Source organism: Rummeliibacillus sp. NPDC094406, from assembly GCF_044763875.1.
Taxonomy (GTDB): Bacteria; Bacillota; Bacilli; order Bacillales_A; family Planococcaceae; genus Rummeliibacillus.
In genome coordinates this window covers 609,803-631,809 of the sequence record NZ_JBIWGZ010000003.1, presented here as the reverse complement: position 1 = coordinate 631,809, position 22,007 = coordinate 609,803, and the positions used below count along the sequence as shown (strand labels likewise).

The 22,007-nt window shown below is 34.9% G+C and carries 19 protein-coding genes, 1 riboswitch and 1 other annotated feature; of the genes, 11 read left to right on the top strand and 8 right to left on the bottom strand.

The window, feature by feature from the left end; all coding sequences use genetic code 11:
- Nucleotides 1–95: 95 nt before the first annotated feature.
- From cydC to ACIQ4I_RS11380, 4 genes are read right to left on the bottom strand one after another with little or no spacing between them, the layout of a single operon-like run.
- Nucleotides 96–1,853, bottom strand: coding sequence for a thiol reductant ABC exporter subunit CydC (gene cydC, locus ACIQ4I_RS11395; RefSeq protein ID WP_403096090.1), 1,758 nt, complete (start codon nt 1,851–1,853; stop codon nt 96–98).
- A 4-nt stretch (nt 1,854–1,857) separates the two neighbouring features.
- The gene (cydD, locus tag ACIQ4I_RS11390; protein ID WP_403096139.1) at nt 1,858–3,582 is read right to left on the bottom strand and encodes a thiol reductant ABC exporter subunit CydD; all 1,725 of its coding nucleotides are present in this window, start codon (nt 3,580–3,582) and stop codon (nt 1,858–1,860) included.
- Nucleotides 3,583–3,594: 12 nt separating this feature from the next.
- Nucleotides 3,595–4,596 carry a cytochrome d ubiquinol oxidase subunit II gene (cydB, locus tag ACIQ4I_RS11385; protein WP_403096089.1) on the bottom strand — a complete coding sequence of 334 codons (1,002 nt, stop codon included), beginning with the start codon at nt 4,594–4,596 and terminating at the stop codon, nt 3,595–3,597.
- Nucleotides 4,593–5,993 carry a cytochrome ubiquinol oxidase subunit I gene (locus ACIQ4I_RS11380; RefSeq protein WP_403096088.1) on the bottom strand — a complete coding sequence of 467 codons (1,401 nt, stop codon included), beginning with the start codon at nt 5,991–5,993 and terminating at the stop codon, nt 4,593–4,595. Before ACIQ4I_RS11380 ends, cydB begins: the two co-directional genes overlap by 4 nt.
- Nucleotides 5,994–6,858: 865 nt before the next feature.
- Here ACIQ4I_RS11380 and ACIQ4I_RS11375 point away from each other — a divergent pair.
- The 8 genes from ACIQ4I_RS11375 (at nt 6,859) to ACIQ4I_RS11340 (ending at nt 13,076) form a co-directional block, all read left to right on the top strand.
- Complete coding sequence (locus tag ACIQ4I_RS11375; protein ID WP_403096087.1) at nt 6,859–7,311, top strand: NUDIX hydrolase; 453 nt, start codon at nt 6,859–6,861, stop codon at nt 7,309–7,311.
- Between the two features lie 163 nt (nt 7,312–7,474).
- Nucleotides 7,475–7,689 (top strand) — a binding site (T-box leader).
- A gap of 39 nt (nt 7,690–7,728) precedes the next feature.
- Nucleotides 7,729–9,414, top strand: a complete 1,686-nt coding sequence (gene argS, locus ACIQ4I_RS11370; protein ID WP_403096086.1) for an arginine--tRNA ligase — start codon at nt 7,729–7,731, stop codon at nt 9,412–9,414.
- Nucleotides 9,415–9,493: 79 nt separating this feature from the next.
- Nucleotides 9,494–9,976, top strand: coding sequence for a GNAT family N-acetyltransferase (locus ACIQ4I_RS11365; RefSeq protein WP_403096085.1), 483 nt, complete (start codon nt 9,494–9,496; stop codon nt 9,974–9,976).
- 477 nt (nt 9,977–10,453) lie between these two features.
- Nucleotides 10,454–10,636, top strand: coding sequence for a putative motility protein (locus tag ACIQ4I_RS11360; RefSeq protein WP_403096084.1), 183 nt, complete (start codon nt 10,454–10,456; stop codon nt 10,634–10,636).
- Between the two features lie 378 nt (nt 10,637–11,014).
- Nucleotides 11,015–11,323 (top strand): transposase, encoded by a 309-nt coding sequence (locus tag ACIQ4I_RS11355; RefSeq protein ID WP_403096083.1) that lies wholly within the window; start codon nt 11,015–11,017, stop codon nt 11,321–11,323.
- A 51-nt stretch (nt 11,324–11,374) separates the two neighbouring features.
- Entirely contained in the window at nt 11,375–11,842 is a 468-nt protein-coding gene (gene ytkD / locus ACIQ4I_RS11350) for an RNA deprotection pyrophosphohydrolase (protein ID WP_403096082.1), read from the top strand.
- Nucleotides 11,826–12,611, top strand: coding sequence for an alpha/beta hydrolase family protein (locus tag ACIQ4I_RS11345; RefSeq protein ID WP_403096081.1), 786 nt, complete (start codon nt 11,826–11,828; stop codon nt 12,609–12,611). Before ytkD ends, ACIQ4I_RS11345 begins: the two co-directional genes overlap by 17 nt.
- 12 nt (nt 12,612–12,623) lie before the next feature.
- Nucleotides 12,624–13,076, top strand: a complete 453-nt coding sequence (locus tag ACIQ4I_RS11340; RefSeq protein ID WP_403096080.1) for a hypothetical protein — start codon at nt 12,624–12,626, stop codon at nt 13,074–13,076.
- A gap of 266 nt (nt 13,077–13,342) precedes the next feature.
- Here the strand turns inward: ACIQ4I_RS11340 and pckA are convergent, their stop codons facing one another.
- A complete protein-coding gene (pckA, locus tag ACIQ4I_RS11335) occupies nt 13,343–14,932 on the bottom strand; it encodes a phosphoenolpyruvate carboxykinase (ATP) (protein WP_403096079.1) in 1,590 nt (529 codons plus the stop codon).
- 199 nt (nt 14,933–15,131) lie between these two features.
- Nucleotides 15,132–15,247, top strand: a riboswitch (SAM riboswitch).
- 274 nt (nt 15,248–15,521) lie between these two features.
- Here pckA and metK point away from each other — a divergent pair.
- A complete protein-coding gene (gene metK / locus ACIQ4I_RS11330; RefSeq protein ID WP_403096078.1) occupies nt 15,522–16,724 on the top strand; it encodes a methionine adenosyltransferase in 1,203 nt (400 codons plus the stop codon).
- Between the two features lie 222 nt (nt 16,725–16,946).
- Here the strand turns inward: metK and ACIQ4I_RS11325 are convergent, their stop codons facing one another.
- Nucleotides 16,947–17,498, bottom strand: a complete 552-nt coding sequence (locus ACIQ4I_RS11325) for a S16 family serine protease (RefSeq protein WP_403096077.1) — start codon at nt 17,496–17,498, stop codon at nt 16,947–16,949.
- A 430-nt stretch (nt 17,499–17,928) separates the two neighbouring features.
- Between ACIQ4I_RS11325 and ACIQ4I_RS11320 the strand changes: the two genes are divergently transcribed.
- Entirely contained in the window at nt 17,929–18,393 is a 465-nt protein-coding gene (locus ACIQ4I_RS11320) for a YiaA/YiaB family inner membrane protein (RefSeq protein ID WP_403096138.1), read from the top strand.
- A 349-nt stretch (nt 18,394–18,742) separates the two neighbouring features.
- On the opposite strand, the gene ACIQ4I_RS11315 is transcribed toward ACIQ4I_RS11320, so the two are convergent.
- Together ACIQ4I_RS11315 and ACIQ4I_RS11310 are read right to left on the bottom strand one after the other, a co-directional pair.
- Entirely contained in the window at nt 18,743–20,011 is a 1,269-nt protein-coding gene (locus ACIQ4I_RS11315) for an MFS transporter (protein WP_403096076.1), read from the bottom strand.
- A gap of 212 nt (nt 20,012–20,223) precedes the next feature.
- Nucleotides 20,224–20,751 carry a gamma carbonic anhydrase gene (locus ACIQ4I_RS11310; RefSeq protein ID WP_403096075.1) on the bottom strand — a complete coding sequence of 176 codons (528 nt, stop codon included), beginning with the start codon at nt 20,749–20,751 and terminating at the stop codon, nt 20,224–20,226.
- 124 nt (nt 20,752–20,875) lie between these two features.
- Between ACIQ4I_RS11310 and ACIQ4I_RS11305 the strand changes: the two genes are divergently transcribed.
- A complete protein-coding gene (locus ACIQ4I_RS11305; protein ID WP_403096074.1) occupies nt 20,876–21,676 on the top strand; it encodes an alpha/beta hydrolase in 801 nt (266 codons plus the stop codon).
- Nucleotides 21,677–22,007: the final 331 nt, after the last annotated feature.

The following is a 22,007-nucleotide window of genomic DNA, read 5'->3' as shown; positions in this document are numbered from 1 at the left end:
ATTAATTTATTATATGAGGGGTTTTTTAGGGAGTACTAGTACAATTGTCTACTTAAAAAGCTCCCGATTTTTTAGAAATCGAGAGCTTTTACTATTTATATCATTGGATGATCTAAAGAATACAACCGTTTATAACGTGTGCTTCTTGAAAGCAATTCTTTATGTGTACCTTTTAAATGGACCATTCCTTGGTCAATGAAAATCACTTGATCCATTTGATCAACACCTGCTAAATGGTGTGTAATCCAAATTATTGTTTTGCCTTCTAATGTCTTCAAAATTGTATCAATTAATTGATTTTCAGTAATCGAATCGAGGCCAACTGTAGGTTCATCAAGAATAACGATTGGTGAATCTTGTAGCAAAACACGCGCTAATGCAATTCGTTGTCGCTCGCCACCGGAGAAACGTTCGCCAAGTTCTTGCATTCGAGTATTGTATCCATCAGGAAGCGACTCAATGTAATGATGCATTTGGACTTTTTTAGCTGCTTCAATAACTTCCTCGTCTGTTGCATGAACATTGCCTAAACGAATATTATTCATAACAGTCGTATCAAATAAATGAGGCTTTTGTTCAAGTACACCTACGATATCAGCAATATCTTCATGAATCAGAGCAGTATCATGTTCATTCAATCGAACGGAGCCTTCTGTTGGAGTTAGAGCACCTAAAATTAATCTGGCTAATGTACTTTTACCCGATCCGGTTTTACCTAAGATAGCAATCTTTTCGCCTTGTTGGAACTGTAAGGTAATTTGTTGTAAAACATTTTGCTTTGTTGCGTCATATTTAAAAGAAACATCATTAAATGTGATCGTTAAAGGTTGATTTTTCAATTTCATTACTTGCTCTTTTGCAGATGGTAAGCTTTCAGGGCTAGCTTCTTCAATCGCATCTAATCTTTTTAAAGAGGTATCATAATTTGGCAAGTGACTAACAGCATCAGAAACCGGTGCAAAAGCTTCTGCTAATGGGAATACAACCAACACGAATGCTGCAATCCAGATATGTGCGAATTCTCCTGCATTCGCACTTGTTCCAGCAAAGGCAATCATCACTAAAGTCACAACAGCAACGACTATTTGAAATAATAAATTACGTCGACGATTTAAAGAATCCATTTCATATTCCAATGCATCTTGTTGCTGCTCAATATTTTCATATGCTGTTAAAAATGTTTGTTGTTTACCACTGATCTTCCAATCACTTAATCCCATGACTGCATCAGTAAGGGACGCATATAATTCGCCTCGAAGTGATTTCATTTGAATCATTCGTTTGCGGTTTGCTAATAAAGATACAAGTGGAATAATCACCACTAGTACAAATAATAGTAAAGCCATCAGTAATGCAAACGGAATGGAGAAGAAACCTAAAGCGACAACTGCAATGATGTATAAAATGAAAGCAAAGATACTAGGAAAGATAGTTTTTAAATATAAATTTTGTAAATGTTCTATATCATCTGCTAAAACCCCAAGTAAATTCCCAGTTGAAAAGCGATTAGAAAGTGTTAAAGCCTGCGTTTCCAATTTTTGATATAAACGGACACGCATTTTTGAAAGAATTTTTAAGACAAATGAATGGCCAGTTAGTTGCTCAGCATAGTTAAATACAGGACGGAAAATACCAAAAGTACGCACAAGCACGATCGGTACATATACTAATAAAATATTTTCAGGGTGAGTAGCTGATTTTGAAATCAAATAACCTGAAGTAAACATTAATGCACTTGCACAAATAAATGTCATTGTTCCTAATAAAAAAACGAGCAAAAGTAGTTTTTTGTTTTGTTGTAAATAAGGTTTTACCCATGCATGTTTGAAGATGTTTGATTGTTTTGGTGCCATCATGCTACTCCTCCGTTCCATGCGTTTGTTGATGAACTAATTCATAGTAGTAGCCTTGTTTTGCAAGGAGTTCCTCGTGTGTTCCTTGTTCTACAATTTCACCGTTATGCATAACAAGAATCACGTCCATATTTATCATCCAGTGAAGACGATGTGTTGCAAAGAAAATTAATCGATTTTCAAATAACGGAAGCATACGTTGTTTGATTTCCCATTCGGTCTCAATATCTAAATGGGCTGTTGGTTCATCAAATAGTAAAATTTTACGAGAATCGTCTAGGAAAGCCCTTGCAAGTGCTATACGTTGTTCTTGTCCACCACTTAAAGCTCGGCCAGTTTCACCGATGATTTCATCATATCCATTTGGTAGTGAATCAATTACTTCTGTTAAACCAGCACGTTCACATGCCTTCTTAATTTGCTCATCTGTGGCATCCTTTGTATAAAAGGCGACATTATTACGAACGGTATCATGAAACAAATAAGGGTGTTGCGGAACGTAGTAAATTTGTTTTTGCCAATCTACATTTGCAAATGAATGGACGGACTTCCCATTTATTTGAATTTCGGCACTATTCGCTTCTGCAAAGCCACTTAATGCATTGATGAAAGTAGATTTACCAGAACCACTTGCTCCTATAATCCCTACTCTTTGATTGCCTTTTAAGTTAAATGATACTTGATTCAATGAAGGCTTGTTTGATCCTTCATGTTGAACAGTCATGTTTTTAATCATGACAGTGGAATGTCCACCCCATGTTGAAATGGATGAAGTGTCTTCTTTAGAAGATGGTCGATTTAATATAGCTGAAATGGCTGTAAATGCGTTTTTTCCATCCAATGTTGCGTGATAATCTGAACCAAATTCACGAATTGGTGCGAAATATTCTGGTGCCAATATTAAAATGATTAACGATGGCAATAACACGAGTGATCCTTTGATTAACCCTAAACCTAAAAATAATGCAACAATTGCAATCGAAATACTTGTGAAGAATTCTAGAGCAAATGTTGATAAGAAAGCCACTGCTAATGTTCCCATTGTAGCTTTACGATATTGCTCACTGACATTGCGAATATTACGATCGTATTTTTTACTTAATCCTAAAAAGCGTAAAGTTTGTAAACCACGAAGTGAATCCACAAAGTGATTGGACAATACTTGATAAGATTCATATTGTTTATCTGCCTTTGCTCTTGCTGCAATACCTAGAAGAATTAAGAAGAAGATTAATATAGGGAGAACGAGCAAGAGAATAAGAGCGGATCTAATATCGATTGTTAAAGAATAGAAGAAAATCATGACTGGAATGACAAACATATTCATTACTTTTGGCAGAAATAATTTCATGTATTGTTCAACGTTTGAAATGCCTTCTAATGCCATTGTCACCATATTTCCTGTACCTTCTGTTGCGGTAATGTTAGGGCCGAGATTAAATAATTTAGCTGTTAGTTGTTTTCGTAAATCAGAGCCTGTTTTCATTGAAAAATATGACATATATTTTTCTCTAAAGTAGATCACGATATGTTTCGCAACGAAGCAAACAAAAAATAATAACATAGGGAGCAGCTGATCAGCCAGCTGCTCCTTATGGAATAAGTTTGTAATTGTCGTCGCTAAATAAATCGCTTGGAGGATAGTGAAGGTACCTAGGAGAGTAGCCATCACGAATAAGAACACAAGAGTTCCTTTTATTCCACTAAGTTTAAATAGCGCTTTGTCAATCATTTATGTCACCTATTTCTTAGGGCTAATACGTTTACGGAATACATAGTAGCTCCAAATTTGATAACCTAATACGAATGGAAGTAATGTACAAGCTACTTTTGTCATCACGGTTAATGTGTAATGTCCACTTGCTGCATTTTCAATCGTTAAGTTAAAGGATGGATCAATTGAGCTAATCATGACACGTGGGAACAATCCGATAAACAGCATTGCTACGACAAAAGCTATAGCAAGACCTGAGAATGTAAAGGCGAAACCTTCACGGCCCTTATTTGCAAATAACATGCCTAAAACAGTTGCTAGGACTGTTAATCCTAATAATACTGGTGTTGCGATTGGACGTACATCAAATAGATCTGTTTGGAAGTAAGACAATACTGCAAAGATAACTTCACCTACAAATAATAGGATATACACTTTATTTAACAGAGAGATTGCTCTTTTATGAACATCACCAGTTGTGCGTAAACCGATAAATGTTAATCCGTGTACAAGTGCAAGTAGTACAATTGCAAGTCCACCAACCAATGAGTAAACATTCACGAAATCAGAGAATGAACCAAATAGGTGCATGTCGCCATCAATCGGCATACCATGTACAAGACTAGTAAATAGCATACCTAGTAAGAAAGGTGCTACAAGGCTTCCGATAAAGGTTAACCAATGGCAGAGGTTTACTCCTTTATCAGTTTTGGCATGATGACTAAATTCGATTCCTACTCCACGGGCGATTAATACAAGTAAAAGGATGACGAATAATGTGTAATATCCAGAGAACATGGTAGCGTACCAGTTAGGAAATGCTGCAAAGAGCGCACCACCTGCTGTAATGAGCCATACCTCGTTAGCGTCCCAGAAAGGTCCAATTGTTCCGAGTAATTGTTCACGTTCATGTTTGTTTCTAGCAAGTAAGCGTGTTGCCATACCAACCCCAAAGTCAAATCCTTCTAGGAAGAAGAATCCGACAAAGAGAACTGCGATTAGTACGAACCATAATGCTTCTAAACTCATTCTTCAAACGCCTCCTTGTCCATCAAATCTACTTTAGTATCTAATTTTTTCTTAAGAATGGCATCCGGGCCTTGTTTTGCTACTCTAACGACCATCATAATCATGACAACAGCAAGGATAACATATGCCGAACTAAATGATATGGTTGAGAATAAGAGTTGTCCTTTTGAAACGTTTGGTGAAACAGATTGAGCAGTTGTGTAATAACCGAATACAGTCCATGGTTGACGACCAATTTCAGTCATAATCCATCCTGTAGTGTTTGCGATAAAAGGTACTGCAATTGCTCCAATCATTAAGCGTAAGAACCATTTTTGGTTTGCAATTGTTCCGCGATTTGCGAACCATAAACCTAATAATGAAAGAAGAACCATTAAGCCACCGAACCCAGCCATAATACGGAAACTCCAAAATACGGTTTTGACTGGAGGAATGTAGTTGACGTTATCTCCATAGAGCTTTTCGTATTTTGCTTGAAGCGTTTTCATACCTTCAACAGAACCATCAAATTCACTATAAGCTAGATAGCTTAATAAGTAAGGAATATTAACTTCCCATTTATTTTCTTTATTTTTTGTATCGATATCTGCTAATAATGTCCAAGCTGCAGGATCGCCTGAGTCATTCCATAGTGCTTCGGAAGCAGCCATTTTCATTGGTTGAGATTCCATTAAATGTTGTGCTTGATCATGGCCTGAAAACATGATACCAAAGCCAGCAATACAAGCAACAACCATTGAGTAGTTAAATGATTTTTTGAAAAATTCAGTATTTCGTTTTTTCAGTAAGTTATAAGCGCTAATACCACCTATAATAAATCCACCGGTTGCAAGCGCACCAAAAATTGTATGTGGGAATTCTACTAGCAATTGTGGGTTCGTTAATAATGCCATAAAGTCTGTTAAAACAGCTTTCCCATTTTCAATTTTAAATCCAACTGGTTCTTGCATAAAAGAGTTTGCAGCTAATATCCAAAGTGCTGATAACATTGTTCCTAATGCTACAAGCCAAGCGGATAAAGCAATAACCCATTTAGGTAGTTTATTTCGACCAAACATCCAAATACCGATGAATGTAGATTCCATAAAGAAAGCAAGTAAAGCTTCTACAGCAAGTGGTGCACCGAATACATCTCCCATAAATCGAGAGTATTCAGACCAGTTCATCCCAAATTGGAATTCTTGTAAAATACCAGTTACAACACCAATTGCAAAAGATAGTAAGAATATTTTTCCCCAAAATAGAGCCATGTCTAAATATATTTTTTTCTTCTTCCACACATACATGGTTTCAAAGATTGCAACAAAGAAAATCATGCTAATTGAAACTGGAACGAAGAAGAAGTGGAAAATAGTGGTTATTGCATACTGAATTCGAGCTAAATCTAAAATTTCCATATGAACTTCCTCCTAAGTAAAATCCAATGATTTTTAACTTCCCTTACAGTATACGACCTGTTTCTTTTTTTGAAAGAGCGAAATTAGTACAAAGTGTCACGAAATTGTGGTCATATTGTGTCGATATTGATATATTCATAGTTAACACTATATGAACAGTGTTAACTAGCCGTTTATCAATGGATATTTATAATATACTATCCTTTTTTTGTTAAATATCATTATATTTACGATCGGTTATTCATATCTACTTATCTAGGATTTCTAATGACAAATATGCTGTAACAAAATATTCAAACTTAAAAATAATACAGTTGTGAAGAAAGTGTGAAATTAGTAGTGTTTTTGGTTAAAAATGGAGGTGGAAAGCATCAATAAAATTGTTATAAGTTTAGATAATTTTTCACCGTTTCTACGGATGGAAAAATGAAATGAGTTTTTGTATGAGCATATAGCTGCAGTTCGTCAATTGTGGCTTCCGCACTTCAATTCTCCATGAATTGGTCGTATATATTAATAGTCAATTAAAAATAAAAGATGATGAATCAATAGTTGAAGAAGACAGATGGACTATTTGGATAGCGGAGAAAACGTAAACCATCACTATTTAGGTGGAAATAAAAATTTTCCTTATATCATTTCATTTATTCAAACTCACTTAAGGACCCTAGTCTTAGAATTTTTCATATATGAATAATGAAGTATATACGGTAGATGAACTCAACAATATTAATTTCTTTGATTATTGTTTGCATGGGCATTCACCTCAAATTAGAGCAATTTTTATTGAGCTGAAATGAAGGAAATATTAAATAAAATGTCGAAATAAAAGTCGGTAAAGTAAAAGAAAATAAGAGGTATATATATGGGATACGTCAAGGAACTAAGAAAGCTAGTAGGAAGCCGTCCACTGATTCTTGCTGGTGCAAATGTTATTGTATTGGATAAGGAAAATAGGCTATTAATGCAATTAAGACAAGATAATAATTGTTGGGGATTGGCTGGAGGAGCATTGGAACCTGGTGAGAAGTTGGAAGAAGCGGCAAAAAGAGAATTGTTTGAAGAAACAGGACTAGCGGCTAAAGCATTAACCTTATTTAAGGTTTTTTCAGGAGAAGAATTCTATTATCAGTATCCACATGGTGATGAAGTTTACAATGTCATTTCTACATATATTTGTACAGATTTTTCAGGAGTATTGCAGATAGATCAAGAGGAAGTACAAGCATTACAATTTTTTGATATGCAACAATTACCACCAAATATCAGTCCGCCTGATTTGCCGATTATCAGGGAGTTTATTGATTCATACAATTAAGTGGAAAAGTATAATAATCAAGCTCACATATACCAATAGCTAGATAAGGCTACTTTACAGGAAATAGCATGATCGATGGATTGTTTTAATTTCTTAAGAATATTTTTAGATAAAAATATTGATTTTTCTAAATATTCAATGTATGATAATGGAAATTCATAATGTAAATTCTAAGAAAAAGAGAGTAGTTTATAAAGGGATGTCAAGCGAGTTAGGGATAGTGTGAGCCTAATACAGATCTTGTAAATGAAACGCACTTTGGAGAAACTTTTTGAAATCAGTAGAAAAGCTCGGGGAGACACCTCGTTAACAATAGTGAGCGGTCACAAATGTGGCAACTAGAGTGGTACCACGGGAATTTATGCTCTCGTCTCTTAATATAGAGACGGGGGCTTTTTTATTGGGGAGGGAACTAAGATGATAAATGAAAAACAGATAATAGCAAAGGTTATACAAAACGTTATTAACCACGAAATAGAAAGTGAGAACATAATAGCACTTTTAGAAAAGCCTAAACATGCACATCTAGGCGATATGGCTTTTCCGTGTTTTACACTATCCAAAATATTTAGAAAAGCGCCCGATCAAATAGCAAGTGAAATAGCTAGTCAGTTGGATGATCAATTGATTCAGCAAACTCAAGCTGTAGGTGGTTATGTCAATATTTTTTTAAACAAAGAAATAATCACGAAAAATGTTATAGAAACGATTATAAAAGAACAAACAACATATGGAGATCAAATATCGACAAACGAAAGCATTACCATTGATTTCTCATCACCTAATATCGCTAAACCATTTTCAATGGGGCATTTACGTTCAACTGTTATAGGTAATGCATTGGCTAATATTTCAAAAAAGAATGGATACGAAGTGATTAAGATAAACCATTTAGGAGACTGGGGTACGCAATTTGGAAAGCTCATTGTTGCCTATAAATTATGGGGAGATCCAACAAGAATTGAACTGTCTCCTGTTAAAGAACTATTAAAAATTTATGTAAAATTTCATGAAGAAGCTGAATTGGATGATAAGCTAAATGATGAAGCTAGAGCAGCTTTTAAACGTTTAGAACAAGGTGATGAAGAGGCTTTACAGCTATGGCAATGGTTTAGAGAAGCTTCGCTAAAAGAGTTTCAAAAGGTTTATGACTTAATAGGAATTTCATTTGATTCAAACGCTGGTGAAGCTTTTTATAATGACAAGATGGAAAACATTGTAGAAGAATTAAAGGAAAAGCAACTACTCGTCGAATCTAAAGGTGCATTAGTTGTTGAATTAGAGAACATGCCACCTAGTTTAATCATGAAAAAAGACGGCACAACATTGTACGTTACTCGAGATTTGGCAGCTGCGATATATCGTCATGAAACATACGGTTCTACGAAATCATTTTATGTAGTAGGAAATGAACAGTCCCTCCATTTTACACAATTATTTTTGGTGCTTCAGAAGATGGGACATGAATGGGCTAATGGACTTCAACATATCCCATTTGGAATGATGCTAAAGAACGGCAAGAAGATGTCAACTAGAAAAGGGAAAATTGTTTTGCTAGAAGAAGTACTTGTAGAAGCTATTGATGTGGCAAAAAAGAATATTGAAGAAAAAAATCCAAGCATTGCAAATAAAGAAGAAATAGCGAAAATGATAGGAATTGGTGCAGTGGTTTTTAATGATTTAAAGAACGATCGTATGCATGATATCGATTTTTCATTAGAAGATATGTTGAATTTTGAAGGAGAAACTGGCCCCTATGTTCAATATACTCATGCAAGAATTTCCTCTTTATTGAAAAAAGGTGGGTTCTGTCATAAAGAAAATATTGAATTAAATGGATTGAATGAAAAAGCATGGTCAACCATTGTAACTTTAAAAGATTTCCCAACGATTATTGTGAAGTCATTTGAAAATGCTGATCCATCACAAATAGCGAAATACTGTTTGGAATTATCGCATCAATTTAACAAATACTATGCAAATACAAAAATAATAGATGAATCACCAGCTCAAAATGCAAAACTCGCATTAGCATCTTGTGTCGCAATTGTCTTAGGGGAAGGCTTAAGGATACTTGGTATTAAGGCACCGAATGAAATGTAACTTAATAAGAGTTATGTAAATTAATTTCATAATGCAAAATTCATAAAAAATATACGAGCATTTAAGAGGGGTGATTAAAATGGTATTAAGACCTTATTCAAAATATGATTTCCCAAAGTTACAACACTATAAATTACACGAAGAACAACATTCTTTAACAATGATGCCACTTGATAGCTTATCGATATGTAATGATGATGCTTCACGACATCCGGTAGTTTTCGAGGATGATGGAGAAATTGTAACCTTTTTCGTTTTACATGAAAAGGAAGGAGTCGCTCCATATAGTACAACGGGTGATACAATTTTGTTACGTGCGTTTTCTACAAGTGCGATGCATCAACGTAAAGGTTACGCCAAAAAAGCCTTGCAATTTTTGCCTACTTATTTAAATGAACACTTTCCATATATTACGACTATTTATCTAACGGTTTATCTATTTAATGATAGTGCGAGAAATCTGTATGAAAAAATAGGATTTGTTGATACAGGGGCTCGAGAAATTCGTAGTGGAAGAGAGCTAATAGTGATGAAATGGGAAATTTTAAATAAAATGAATTAATTTCATAATGCAAAATTCATATACACTAAATGATTGCCCATTTTGTTCATGCGATGTTAATTCAGTGAGGTTCATTCATAGTCCTACTGGAAAAGCCCCGTAGGAACGTAGTAAAGGCAGTGGAAAAGTAGAAATAGATGAAAATTTATTGAAAATCTTGTATAGCTATATGGGTTGATGTGGAATTAGCGAAGACTCCCGCGGAAAGCGAAGCTAATTCCACATCATGAAAAAGTAGATTAATACTATCAATTTGCATTTAATACTTTTCAGTGCCCTAATCGTAGTGTCGAAGAGATTGAAGCTAAGCCTGTGGAAAGCGCCGTCTGTAGCGGAACAGCCACATCTGAATATTGAAAAGTTAATATGTTGAAACGCTCGTATATAAAAAACGAAAATGGATTTATGAAATTGATTCAAAAATATTAATAACAAGCAATTTTCACCCGATAATAGGGTTGTAAAGGAGTGATACGAATGGATTTGAATTCCATTATGGCTACGCAGCTATCGGAACTTCAACAAACGGTTCAAATGAGCATTTTACAAAATGCATTGAACATGAATACGACTGCTGCTGTTCAGTTATTAGATCAAATGCCTGAACAACCACAAGCTACACATCCATACAAAGGATCCGTGATTGACGTACAAGTTTAATCGAAATGCCTCCACAAGCTATCGAATTAAATTGACATGACTTTACAACTCCAATGACATCAGATTGTTCCTATGAACTATCTGATGTTTTTTTGTATAATATTCCTCCTAAAAACTAAACTAATAAATAAAAAAAGCGTTGTTAAATTGGAATATGAAAGATGAACTATTGTGCCAACACGCCGCTCGCATTGCTCGAGAATAAACCGTGCCCAGCTTCACACGTCAGCTTTTCGGGCAAGATAAAGCTTAAAGGGCGAGTTCCGCTTTTAAATGTATTAGATAACGTAAGAATACTCATGCGGTTTGTGAGTTGGTACTTTGGATAATATTATCAACAGTATTCATTAACATAGCTAATAAAAAAGGAGAATGTACATGTCCAATGTAGATGTATATGTTTCAGTAATGCATAAGTATTATAATTTTTCACCGAATCATGCTCCATGGGAATTTCATATAAATATAGATCCAGGAATGCTAACAGTATTTGATCAGCTCTTTGCACAAATGAAAAGTTGGGACGACAACAGTATAGTGAGAGCGCAAATTCCGGCAGTTCCATACCATTTTGACCAGCAAAATGATGAAGTGGATAAGCGTTTAAAGAAGGTCTATGCACTTATTCATGAATATGGAGATAAAGATACAAAAAAATTCATCGAACAAATGCCTTACTACAGTTGATTGCTGACGATGCCTTCGTTACACTAAATACGATAAGGAGTGAGCGAAGGTATGTTTACATATACAGATTTGAATGGTAACGGTTGTGGATTATCTTTTAAAAAGAATGCTTTCAGTATTATTCCAAAGCATGTACTTGTTTTAGCAAAGTATGAGGGAAAATGGTTGCTAACAGAGCATCCAGAACGTGGCTATGAATTTCCTGGTGGCAAAGTAGAAGGTGGAGAGACATTAGAAGAAGCTGCAGAAAGGGAAGTATTTGAAGAAACAGGTGCCAAAATTGTCAATGTGGAATGGCTTGCAACATACATGGTTCAAGAAAATGCCCCATTTACGAAAGCTGTTTATACAGCAACTGTCCAAAACTTTGATCAAAATCACCTAAATATGGAGACAAACGGTGCTGTATTAATGACTGAAGAACAACTATTAGCAAACAATCGATTAAGTTTTTACATGAAAGACTTAGGCATGAAAAAGATTTTAGAGAAGGTGAGTGAACGTGAAGACAAATGGTGAAATCGACTATTTAAGAGAATATCCTTCCCCAAATCCAAATATAAAATTAACAGAAATCACTTATTGGTCAGAAGGTTTACGTGTTAAAGGTTTGCTTGCTACACCAATTGCTAAAGCAAATTATGAAGGGATACTATATTTGCGTGGCGGCATGCAGGGTGTTGGAATGGTACGACCTGCACGTATTGCACAACTTGCTTCCCATGGATTTATTGTTTTTGCCCCATACTACAGAGGGGTACGAGGTGGTGAAGGAAAAGATGAATTTGTGGGGGAGGACCGTTTTGATGCGATTAATGCAGTCGATGTGTTAAAACATTTTTGTTTAAATAAACGCATTCATCTTTTTGCATTTTCAAGAGGTGGTATTATGGCGCTATGGACGGGAATATTGCGCGATGATATTACTTCAATTGTTACATGGGGTGGCGTTTCAGATATTAAATTTACGTATGAAGAACGAGTCGATATGCGCAGAATGATGAAAAGAGTACTAGGTGGTTCTCCGCAAAAAAATCCAATCGTTTACGAAGAACGGCAACCAATGCCTCGTGTTGATGAGATAAAAGCTCCTGTATTAATCATTCATGGTATGTTAGATGACAATGTAGGTTTTAAACATGCTCAGCTTTTGGAAAACGGCTTGAAGACTTTAAATAAGCATGTAGAGACTTGGTACTATCCTGAATATACGCATTTTTTCCCGAGTGATGTTAATCGAAAAGTTGTAGATAGTGCTTGTCAGTGGATGAAATTACAACAATTGTAATGGGGTGATGAATTGGGCTATATTAAAGCAAAGATTGATTTAAAGTTAAATGACAAAGACTTGGATTTTTCTCAGCGGTATCCTTATTGGCAAGAACTTTGGTCCAATTATTCTGAACCGTATTCAGAGGTTCAAATCCAAAGTTGGAAAGAAGAAGAACAGGCGATTGAAGAATTAGAAAAAATTAGCTTTATTTCACGTATTGAAGGACTTGTCAAAATTCAACGTATCATGTTAGATGAGAATAATCGAGCCTATTTTCAAAATCAAGCTTCTTTAAATGGAAAATTAAAATGGTTTTCTATTGTTTTCCATGATGCAGAGCTTACTGAAGGTATTGAGCTTCATAATTATGGAGAAGAAGTTTACTTCAACCAAGTAACAAAGGAAGAAGCAGAGCCCATTGTCGAGATGTTTGAACAATTGAAATGTAAAGTTGAATTTCTTCCTGATGATACGGATTAAATATGCTCCATTGTGCTCGTCATAAAATGATGTAATTGCAGAGAAGATTTAAAATGCTGAGAACGCAAATACAATTTAAAAAGTCGCAAGTAAAAGTAATGTATTCGTAAGTAAAAGTATCAAAATTGCAAGTAAACTCCTGATATTCGCAAGTAAGATCCACCAACACCCGTAAATATGTGGATGCCAAAACTAAAACCCCGAGCAGCTCGATCAAAACTGCTCGGGGTTTATCCGATATGGATTACTTATAGGTTCAAAACTAATTAAGCGATTGGTGCACCTTTTTTAGCGAAATCTTCGGAAACAACACCGAATTTTTTGAAGTTTTCATGGAACATACCAGCTAATTCAGTTGCTTTTTTGTCATAAGCTTCTTTATTAGCCCATACGTTACGTGGATTTAAAAGTTCTGTTGGAACACCTTCAATTGCAGTTGGCATTGCAAAACCGAAGATTGGATCTTTTTCAGTGAATACATCGTTTAGTTTGCCATCGATTGCAGCGCGTACCATTGTACGAGTGTAAGAAAGTTTCATACGGATACCTTCACCGTAGCTACCACCAGTCCATCCAGTGTTTACTAAGAATACATTTACTTGGTGTTCGTCAATTTTCTTACCTAACATTTCTGCATAAACTGTTGCGTGTAATGGGAAGAATGGAGCACCGAAGCAAGTAGAGAATACTGGTTCTGGTTCTACAACACCACGTTCTGTACCAGGAGTTTTAGAAGTAAAGCCTGATAAGAAGTGATACATTGCTTGTTCTTTTGTTAATTTACTGATTGGAGGTAAAACACCAAAAGCATCAGCTGTTAAGAAAATGACTGTTTTTGGGTGACCTGCAACAGATGGATCAACAATATTTTCGATATTTTGGATTGGGTACGCAACACGAGTGTTTTGTGTTAAAGTTACATCATCGTAATCAGGAATACGAGTTTCAGGATCTACGACTACGTTTTCTAAAACTGTACCGAAATTAATTGCGTTATAAATTTCTGGTTCTTTTTCAGCGGAAAGGTTGATTGTTTTAGCGTAGCAACCACCTTCAATGTTAAATACACCGTTATCTGACCAGCCGTGTTCGTCATCACCGATTAATTTACGATTACCATCAGCAGATAAAGTTGTTTTACCAGTACCTGATAAGCCGAAGAATAGGGCAACGTCACCTTCTTCTCCAACGTTTGCTGAACAGTGCATTGGAAGAATGTCTTGTTGTGGTAATAGGTAGTTCATGATACCGAAGATAGATTTTTTCATTTCACCAGCGTATTCTGTTCCACCAATTAAGATGATACGTTTTTCAATTGATACAATGATGAATGTTTCTGAAGATGTACCATCAACTTCAGGATCTGCTTTAAATGTTGGAGCAGATACGATTGTGAAGTCAGCATCATGTATTGTATTAAGTTCCTCTTCAGTAGGGCGGATGAATAGCTGATGAGCAAATAGGTTATGCCAAGCGTATTCATTGACAACTCGGATTGCCAAGCGTGATTCAGGATCTGCGCCTGCAAAACCTTTAAAAACAAAAACTTCTTCTTTTTGTTTTAAATAGTTAACAACTTTGTTATATAATGAATCGAATACTTCTGAAGAAATTGGTTGGTTAATTTTACCCCAATCAATTTTATCTTGAGTTGAAGCTTCTTCTACCATATATTTATCTTTAGGAGAACGTCCTGTATATTTACCTGTTACTGCACGAACAGCGCCATCAACTGTTAAGATTGCTTCACCACGTGAAGTTGCTTTCTCCACTAATTGTGGGACTGAAAGTTGTTCCAAAATATTTTGACCTTGTAATAAATCCTTCAGTTCATTCGCAATTTCTATTGAATTCATCTTTGTTCGTACCATCCTTTTTATATTATTCCCGTGTTGTGGGTTTTTAATTTTCATTTCGAGAATTAGTATAACACATTCAGATTAATAGTCTATACTAATAGCTAATTAATTTTTAAAATTTATCTTTTTTTAATATGAATATAAAATAGTTTGACTTTCAAATCAATATCACTTACTATATGCATTAGAACGGATACTCTTATCCCGAGCTGGTGGAGGGTCAGGCCCTATGAAACCCGGCAACCTGCATTATCTTTCACGTGATGCGTTGGTGCTAATCTGATGCAAGGATGATTCCTTGAACGATAAGAGTGAAAGGTGCTTACGAAACATACCCTTTCCTCATTGGTTTACGATGAGTGAGAGGTTTTTTTTTTCAAAAAATAGAAGCAAATCTGATTTGTTTCATTATTATATGTGATTTGTAGAATTCTATTTATATTATGTAATGGCACTTTCTATATCCTCGTGTTAAAAAGCAGCTTTTTAGCTGGCTTGGCGTTTAGCTTAATAGTTTAAACGGACATGGGTAATGAGTACCGTATCTTTTTTCGAGAGGATCTCGTTGATAATAGGAGGAAACCAAATGACAAACAAAAGATTATTTACTTCAGAAAGCGTAACAGAAGGACATCCGGATAAAATCTGTGACCAAATTTCAGATGCAATTTTAGATGCAATTATTGCAAAAGATCCAAACGCACGAGTAGCTTGTGAAACAACAGTTACAACAGGGCTTGTACTTGTAGCAGGTGAAATTACAACATCTACTTATGTAGATATTAAAGGAATCGTACGTGATACTGTTACAGAAATTGGCTATACTCGCGGTAAATATGGTTTCGATGCTGAAAACTTAGCTGTACTTGTTGCGATTGGCGAACAATCACCTGATATCGCTCTTGGTGTTGACCAAGCTTTAGAAGCTCGTGAAGGCTCTATGACAGATGCAGATATTGAAGCGATTGGTGCAGGGGACCAAGGTTTAATGTTTGGTTACGCTTGTAACGAAACACCTGAATTAATGCCACTTCCAATTAGCCTTGCGCACAAATTAGCACGCCGCTTAACAGAAGTTCGTAAATCAGGCCAATTAAATTACTTACGCCCTGATGGTAAAACACAAGTAACAATTGAGTATGATGAAAACAACCATCCAGTACGTGTAGATACGATCGTTATTTCAACTCAACATGATGAAGAAGTGACGTTAGAACAAATCAAAAAAGATTTAAAAGCAGAAGTAATCGCAAAAGTTGTACCAGCTGAATTACTTGACGAAAGCACTAAATACTTCATTAATCCAACAGGCCGTTTCGTAATTGGTGGACCTAAAGGAGATGCAGGCCTTACAGGACGTAAGATTATCGTTGATACTTACGGTGGTTATGCTCGTCATGGTGGTGGTGCATTCTCAGGTAAAGACGCTACAAAAGTTGACCGTTCTGGTGCATATGCAGCTCGTTATGTTGCGAAGAATATCGTGGCAGCAGGTCTTGCAGAGCGTGCAGAAGTTCAACTTGCATATGCTATTGGCGTTGCACAACCTGTATCCATCGCAGTCGATACATTCGGCACAGGCATTGTAAAAGAAAGTGACTTAGTAGAAGCGATTCGTGAATTCTTCGACTTACGTCCAGCAGGTATTATTAAAATGCTTGATCTTCGTCGCCCTATTTACAAGCAAACTGCTGCATACGGACATTTTGGCCGCACAGATTTGAATGTTCCATGGGAAATTACTGATAAGGCAGAAGCTCTAAAAGCTAAATTTGCAGTAAAAGCTTAGTCGATTAATCACGCAAATCAATAAGTATAAAAAGGTCGTTCACTTTAATAGTGAGACGACCTTTTTAGTTTGTCTTAATTTCTAATAAAAAAACTGTTTTTCAAAAATAATTGGCAGCAGTTTTTTAGGTTATCCTAAGTCATTCTATTTTTATATGGTCGATTGTTTAATATTAAATTAGTTTTTAGACACTCTAACAAATATGAATTAGGGGAATGCTTTTTATTTATTTTTATTATTAATTTTATTAACCACTTTAATGGCTTCATTAATAGTTGCTACATTAAAAATTTGGATATTTGTATTAATCTCTTTTTGAATTTTAGCCGCTTCCTTTGCATTTTCACTTGGAACAATCATAAATGGAATACCTGATAGACTAGCAATTTGAATTTTCTCTTTTAAGGCTCCAATTGATAATATATCGCCCTTTTTGTCAATACCTCCAGTTATAGCAATTGGTAGTGTATTTTGCAAATTGCCTTTTATAATGATTCCTGATAATACTAGTGCTAACCCTGCACTATTTCCATCTATGTGATTTCTATTTAGAAATGTATCAATTTTTTTATCTTCAATTTTCAAATTATATCTTACGCTTTCTTTCATTTGTTCTACATCATCCTTTTTTAGATGAAACCATTCTAATAATTGACGATTTTTAGATTCGTAACGTAGTTGATTTGTTCCTTCAATTATATTAAGCGCATTTATATTTTGCTTATCTAAATGTTCTGTAACAGCTAATTTATTTTCCATAAACTTAAAATTCACTTGCTTTACTCCTAATAAATAGATATTTGAACCTTCAAAAATTTGTTCAGGCGGTTGATAAAGAAGAGCGACATGTGAAGTTGAATCATATAATATAAGGGGAAGTTCATAACAAAATAAAAGAAATGTTATACAAAAAATAGGATTGATTTTTCGTATGTATTGACTTTTTCTTTTGATAAGACGAGTTACTACTAAAAAAATTAAGAAGAAAAATAAAATAAAAATGAAAGTGAAACCACTGATTTTATCTTGAAGATATAACAGTAAGATTAAAAGGTAAGTGTAGAATCCAATATCTATAGGCGAGTTTTCATTTGTATTAGTAATATTATGGTATTAAATACTATATTATACTATTATGTTGATTAGTAGAAAAATAAGTGTTAGTCTAATATAAATCAGCATATATTCTGAGATGAAAGGATAGATAACCCTGAAATCAAATGAATTTTTCTTTTTAACGTGGGCAGCCTTTATAACGGGTTTTGCTTTTGTTCTTATTGCTATTTGGAACACAGATTGGATGCTTGTTGAACGAGGATATTACACGATTGTGTTAGGGTGGATTACTTTCTCCGCTTTTTCACTTGTTAAAACAATACGAGATAAAAAAGAGAATATAAGAGTTTCAAAAGAGTATTTGGGTCTTTGTTGGTTATCAACGATTGCGTCTTTTGGTATTGGCATGATTAGTATTTGGAATACCGAGTGGCCGTTAGTTGAAAAGGGTTATTATTGGTTGGGGATTATTTTCGTAATGTATACTTCATTTGCTCTGTCAAAGGAAATTCGCGATAGACAAAATTTTACTGATAAACAAAATGAAAGACTTCAATTCCGTGATGAATTTCAAGAACTCCAAGATGATTTCCCTGAGTCCAAGGCTGATTAAAAATCTTTTACTTGATAGACAATCAAAAGAAATTGCAATAGAGAGAAGTCACTATGATGTAATTTTTGTTGAAGTGGAATCAGCGAAAATTCTTTTTGCTCCAGGAGCAAAAAGAATTTTCTGCGACGAGTAATCGCAGGAGCAATCTTTACTTGCGGGAAAGCGAGCCAGAAAGACCCCGCAGCGAGATTTTCTCTGCAACGAAGCTCATCGGTTCGCCCGCGGAAAGCGAAGCTGATTCCAATTCATTTTATAGCGGATATAGTAGTTTTGAATAATGAATTAACGAAAATAAGAGCCTTGTTGAAAATTTAACAAAGCTCTTTTTATTTTTAGTTCAATCTTTTTCTTAAGGCATAATAGCTTCGTCTTTGGGATTATGCTTTTTCAATAAAATGACGAATAAGCTACCTAATGCACAAAATGCGCCTGACAGCATAAAGGCCCATGTATAAGAATCGAAAATATTATAGATTAAGCCACCGCCGTAAGCTGCCACTGCTGCACCCACCTGATGAAATGCTACCATCCAGCCATACATCATAGCACTTTTCTGTATACCGAATTCTCGTCTAGCAAGCCCGATCGTAGGAGGTACAGTAGCAATCCAATCGAGCCCATAAAAAACTGAGAAAATTATAAGTAGAGTAATAGAACCATTATTCAATGCAACTGGCAAAAATAATAAAGATAATCCGCGAAGTCCATAATAGAAAAATAATAACCATCGATTATCGATTTTATCACTTAGCCAACCAGATAAAGTTGTACCAACTAAATCAAATATTCCCATAAAACTAAGCATGGATGCGGCAAGTACCATTGGAATACCAAAACTCATACAATAACCAACAAAGTGAGTTCCTATTAATCCTGTAGTAGACAATCCGCATATAAAAAAACTACCAGCTAACAGCCAAAAAGCTTTACTCTTACACCCTTCAATTAATGAATCCCAAACAATTTTAAAAGGATTTTCTATAGACTTTTCAGTAGAAAATGTAGATGGCTCTTGTCCTGTTAATCCGAGAGCAGTTGTACCAATTTGTTTAGGGAAATCCTTCATAAATAGGAAAATAAGAATCAGCATGATGATGCTCAATCCAAAGATCAAGGCAATTGCATGATGCCAGCTATAGTTTTCTATTAATGTAGCAAGTACAGGTAGTAGGATAAGCTGTCCAGTTGCAGTTGCGGCAGTTAATATTCCTACAGCTAAACCACGGTGCTTTACAAACCATCGATTAGCTATTTGTGTACTGAGTACAGTTAAAAAAAGACTAGAACCAATTCCGATTATGACTCCCCATATTAGAACGAGTTGCCATTCTTGAGTCATCACAAATGTTAAGCCTAACCCGAATGATAAAAGAAGCATAGATGCTAACATGACATTTTTTAGTCCGAATCTTTCGACAAATGCAGCCATAAAAGGACCTGAAAATCCATATAAAAATAAACCAATTGCAAAAGCAAATGAAATAACTGGCCGGCTCCAGTTAAACTCAGTTTCAAATGGCTCTATAAAAACGCCAGAAGAGGATCGTATAATACCTGCAACAATAATGGAAAAGAATGTTATAACCAAAATAATCCAACTATAATGAATCTTTTTCATATAAGCATCTCCGTTTTATAAAGTTTAATATGTAATTGATAAAGCATAAAAAGAATCAAATCAGCTTATTTTTAAAAAGGCTCGGAATGGGAAATTCCGAGCCCTAAATTAAAAGCGAAGAACGATTGTTCAAATAGCGTCTGCAGATGGATAAAATAGATAGATAGTTTACAAACAATCTTCCTTACTTTTACAAAACCAAATCATAAAAATTATCGTGGTAATGGACTATTTTGAACAGATTTATAAAATTGCCCTTTTTCATAATATTCATGGATAATGCGGTTCATTTCTTTTTTATCGTCCTCATTTAGTTCTCGAACTACCTTTGCAGGTCGGCCAAACGCAAGTGTGTTTGGTGGGATTTTCTTTCCTTGTGTTACTAGGCTACCAGCACCGATAAATGCACCTTCACCAATTTCAGCACCATCTAAAACGATGGAAGCCATACCGATTAGTGCACCTTTTTTAACATGGCAGCTATGAAGGGTAACTTGATGACCAACCGTTACTTCATCTTCTAAAATAAGTGGAGCAGTAGGGCTTTGATGTAAACAACATAAATCTTGAACATTTACTTTTCGACCGATAATTGTAGGTGAAACATCACCACGAATAACGGTATTATAAAAAATAGACGAATCTGGACCTATTGTCACGTCACCTGTAATAACAACGTTGTCACCAATAAATACAGATGGGTCAATAGATGGTTTTTTATCTTTAAATGGATAAATCATCGAAAATACGCCTCATTTCAAGCTAAGATTATAATATTATCGTAACAAACCAATGAGTTAATTGGAACAGAAATTCATATAATGCGTTAAAATATAGACAGGAAAGAATGAGGAGAGAGTTATTATGTGGAAATGGGAAGCAGAAGGTCAGGCTAAAGCAGTTGTGGTATTTATACATAGTGCATATGAACATCATCGTCGTTATGCTTGGTTAATCGAAAAATTAAGAATGTCTGGAATGCACGTAATTACAGGAGATTTACCTGGGCATGGGGAAGAAAGCAGAGGTAAAAAGGCACATGATGAAGATTTCAGAGATTATGGGAAATTTATCCGCCAAATGATGCAAATAGCTTTAAACTATAATTTACCGATATTCATCATTGGTCATGGACTAGGTGCAGCCCTTGCAATTCAAATCGAACAAAAATATAAATACGAATGTGCAGGTTTGATCTTGACATCGCCATGGTTGCATTTGATTCATCAACCTTCAAAATTATCCAATGCTCTTACCGGATTAAGCAAGTTGACTGGAAATATGAAGATTCATCACGATGTAACGGTAAAACAATTAACACGAAGTTATGATTTTTATAAAGAAGAAAAAGATGATTTTTATTATAATTCCGTCATTACTGTAAATTGGTATCGAGAGCTTCATCAATTTATGAAGGCTGTTTCTACAATGCAAGAAGGATTTCCAGATATCCCTGTATTGTTAATGAATGGGGGAAATGATAAAATCGTTTCCCAAACTCATAGCAAAAAATGGCTTGTACAACAAAATATATCGGAGATGCAATATAAAGAATGGAATGTATGCTATCACGATCTTTACCAAGAACCAGAGCGTGATGAAATTTATCAGTATATGGAATCTTTTATCTTTAATGCATTACGAAATATTGGATATATTATATAAAATAAGAAAAAAGTACAAAAAGGTTATGATAAGCGATAATTTGCTTAGCATAACCTTTTTGTCTTTTGGGATAGTAGAAACATACTTTCCTTAAGTCTTACAAAACAAGTTAAGTGAATAAAAACAACATTATTATTCATTATATTGTTTAATTTTTCATCTTTGTATTCGTTGAAACAGGATGAATTTTCCTGCTAATATGTTGTCGCCAGTGGACAAAAATTGAAATTATGAACTTTTAAAATAAAAGATTCTATTGAAATGCCCATTTAAAGCTAATTGAATTAATTTAATAATTTAATGTTCAATCAAAAACACGAACATATTACTT

What these genes read in the sequence shown, in the direction of transcription:
- cydC (WP_403096090.1), bottom strand. Translation starts at nt 1,853, where the DNA reads ATGGCACCAAAACAATCAAACATCTTCAAACATGCATGGGTAAAACCT.
- cydB (WP_403096089.1), bottom strand. Translation starts at nt 4,596, where the DNA reads ATGAGTTTAGAAGCATTATGGTTCGTACTAATCGCAGTTCTCTTTGTC.
- ACIQ4I_RS11380 (WP_403096088.1), bottom strand. Translation starts at nt 5,993, where the DNA reads ATGGAAATTTTAGATTTAGCTCGAATTCAGTATGCAATAACCACTATT.
- ACIQ4I_RS11375 (WP_403096087.1), top strand. Translation starts at nt 6,859, where the DNA reads ATGGGATACGTCAAGGAACTAAGAAAGCTAGTAGGAAGCCGTCCACTG.
- argS (WP_403096086.1), top strand. Translation starts at nt 7,729, where the DNA reads ATGATAAATGAAAAACAGATAATAGCAAAGGTTATACAAAACGTTATT.
- ACIQ4I_RS11365 (WP_403096085.1), top strand. Translation starts at nt 9,494, where the DNA reads ATGGTATTAAGACCTTATTCAAAATATGATTTCCCAAAGTTACAACAC.
- ACIQ4I_RS11360 (WP_403096084.1), top strand. Translation starts at nt 10,454, where the DNA reads ATGGATTTGAATTCCATTATGGCTACGCAGCTATCGGAACTTCAACAA.
- ACIQ4I_RS11355 (WP_403096083.1), top strand. Translation starts at nt 11,015, where the DNA reads ATGTCCAATGTAGATGTATATGTTTCAGTAATGCATAAGTATTATAAT.
- ytkD (WP_403096082.1), top strand. Translation starts at nt 11,375, where the DNA reads ATGTTTACATATACAGATTTGAATGGTAACGGTTGTGGATTATCTTTT.
- pckA (WP_403096079.1), bottom strand. Translation starts at nt 14,932, where the DNA reads ATGAATTCAATAGAAATTGCGAATGAACTGAAGGATTTATTACAAGGT.
- metK (WP_403096078.1), top strand. Translation starts at nt 15,522, where the DNA reads ATGACAAACAAAAGATTATTTACTTCAGAAAGCGTAACAGAAGGACAT.
- ACIQ4I_RS11315 (WP_403096076.1), bottom strand. Translation starts at nt 20,011, where the DNA reads ATGAAAAAGATTCATTATAGTTGGATTATTTTGGTTATAACATTCTTT.
- ACIQ4I_RS11310 (WP_403096075.1), bottom strand. Translation starts at nt 20,751, where the DNA reads ATGATTTATCCATTTAAAGATAAAAAACCATCTATTGACCCATCTGTA.
- ACIQ4I_RS11305 (WP_403096074.1), top strand. Translation starts at nt 20,876, where the DNA reads ATGTGGAAATGGGAAGCAGAAGGTCAGGCTAAAGCAGTTGTGGTATTT.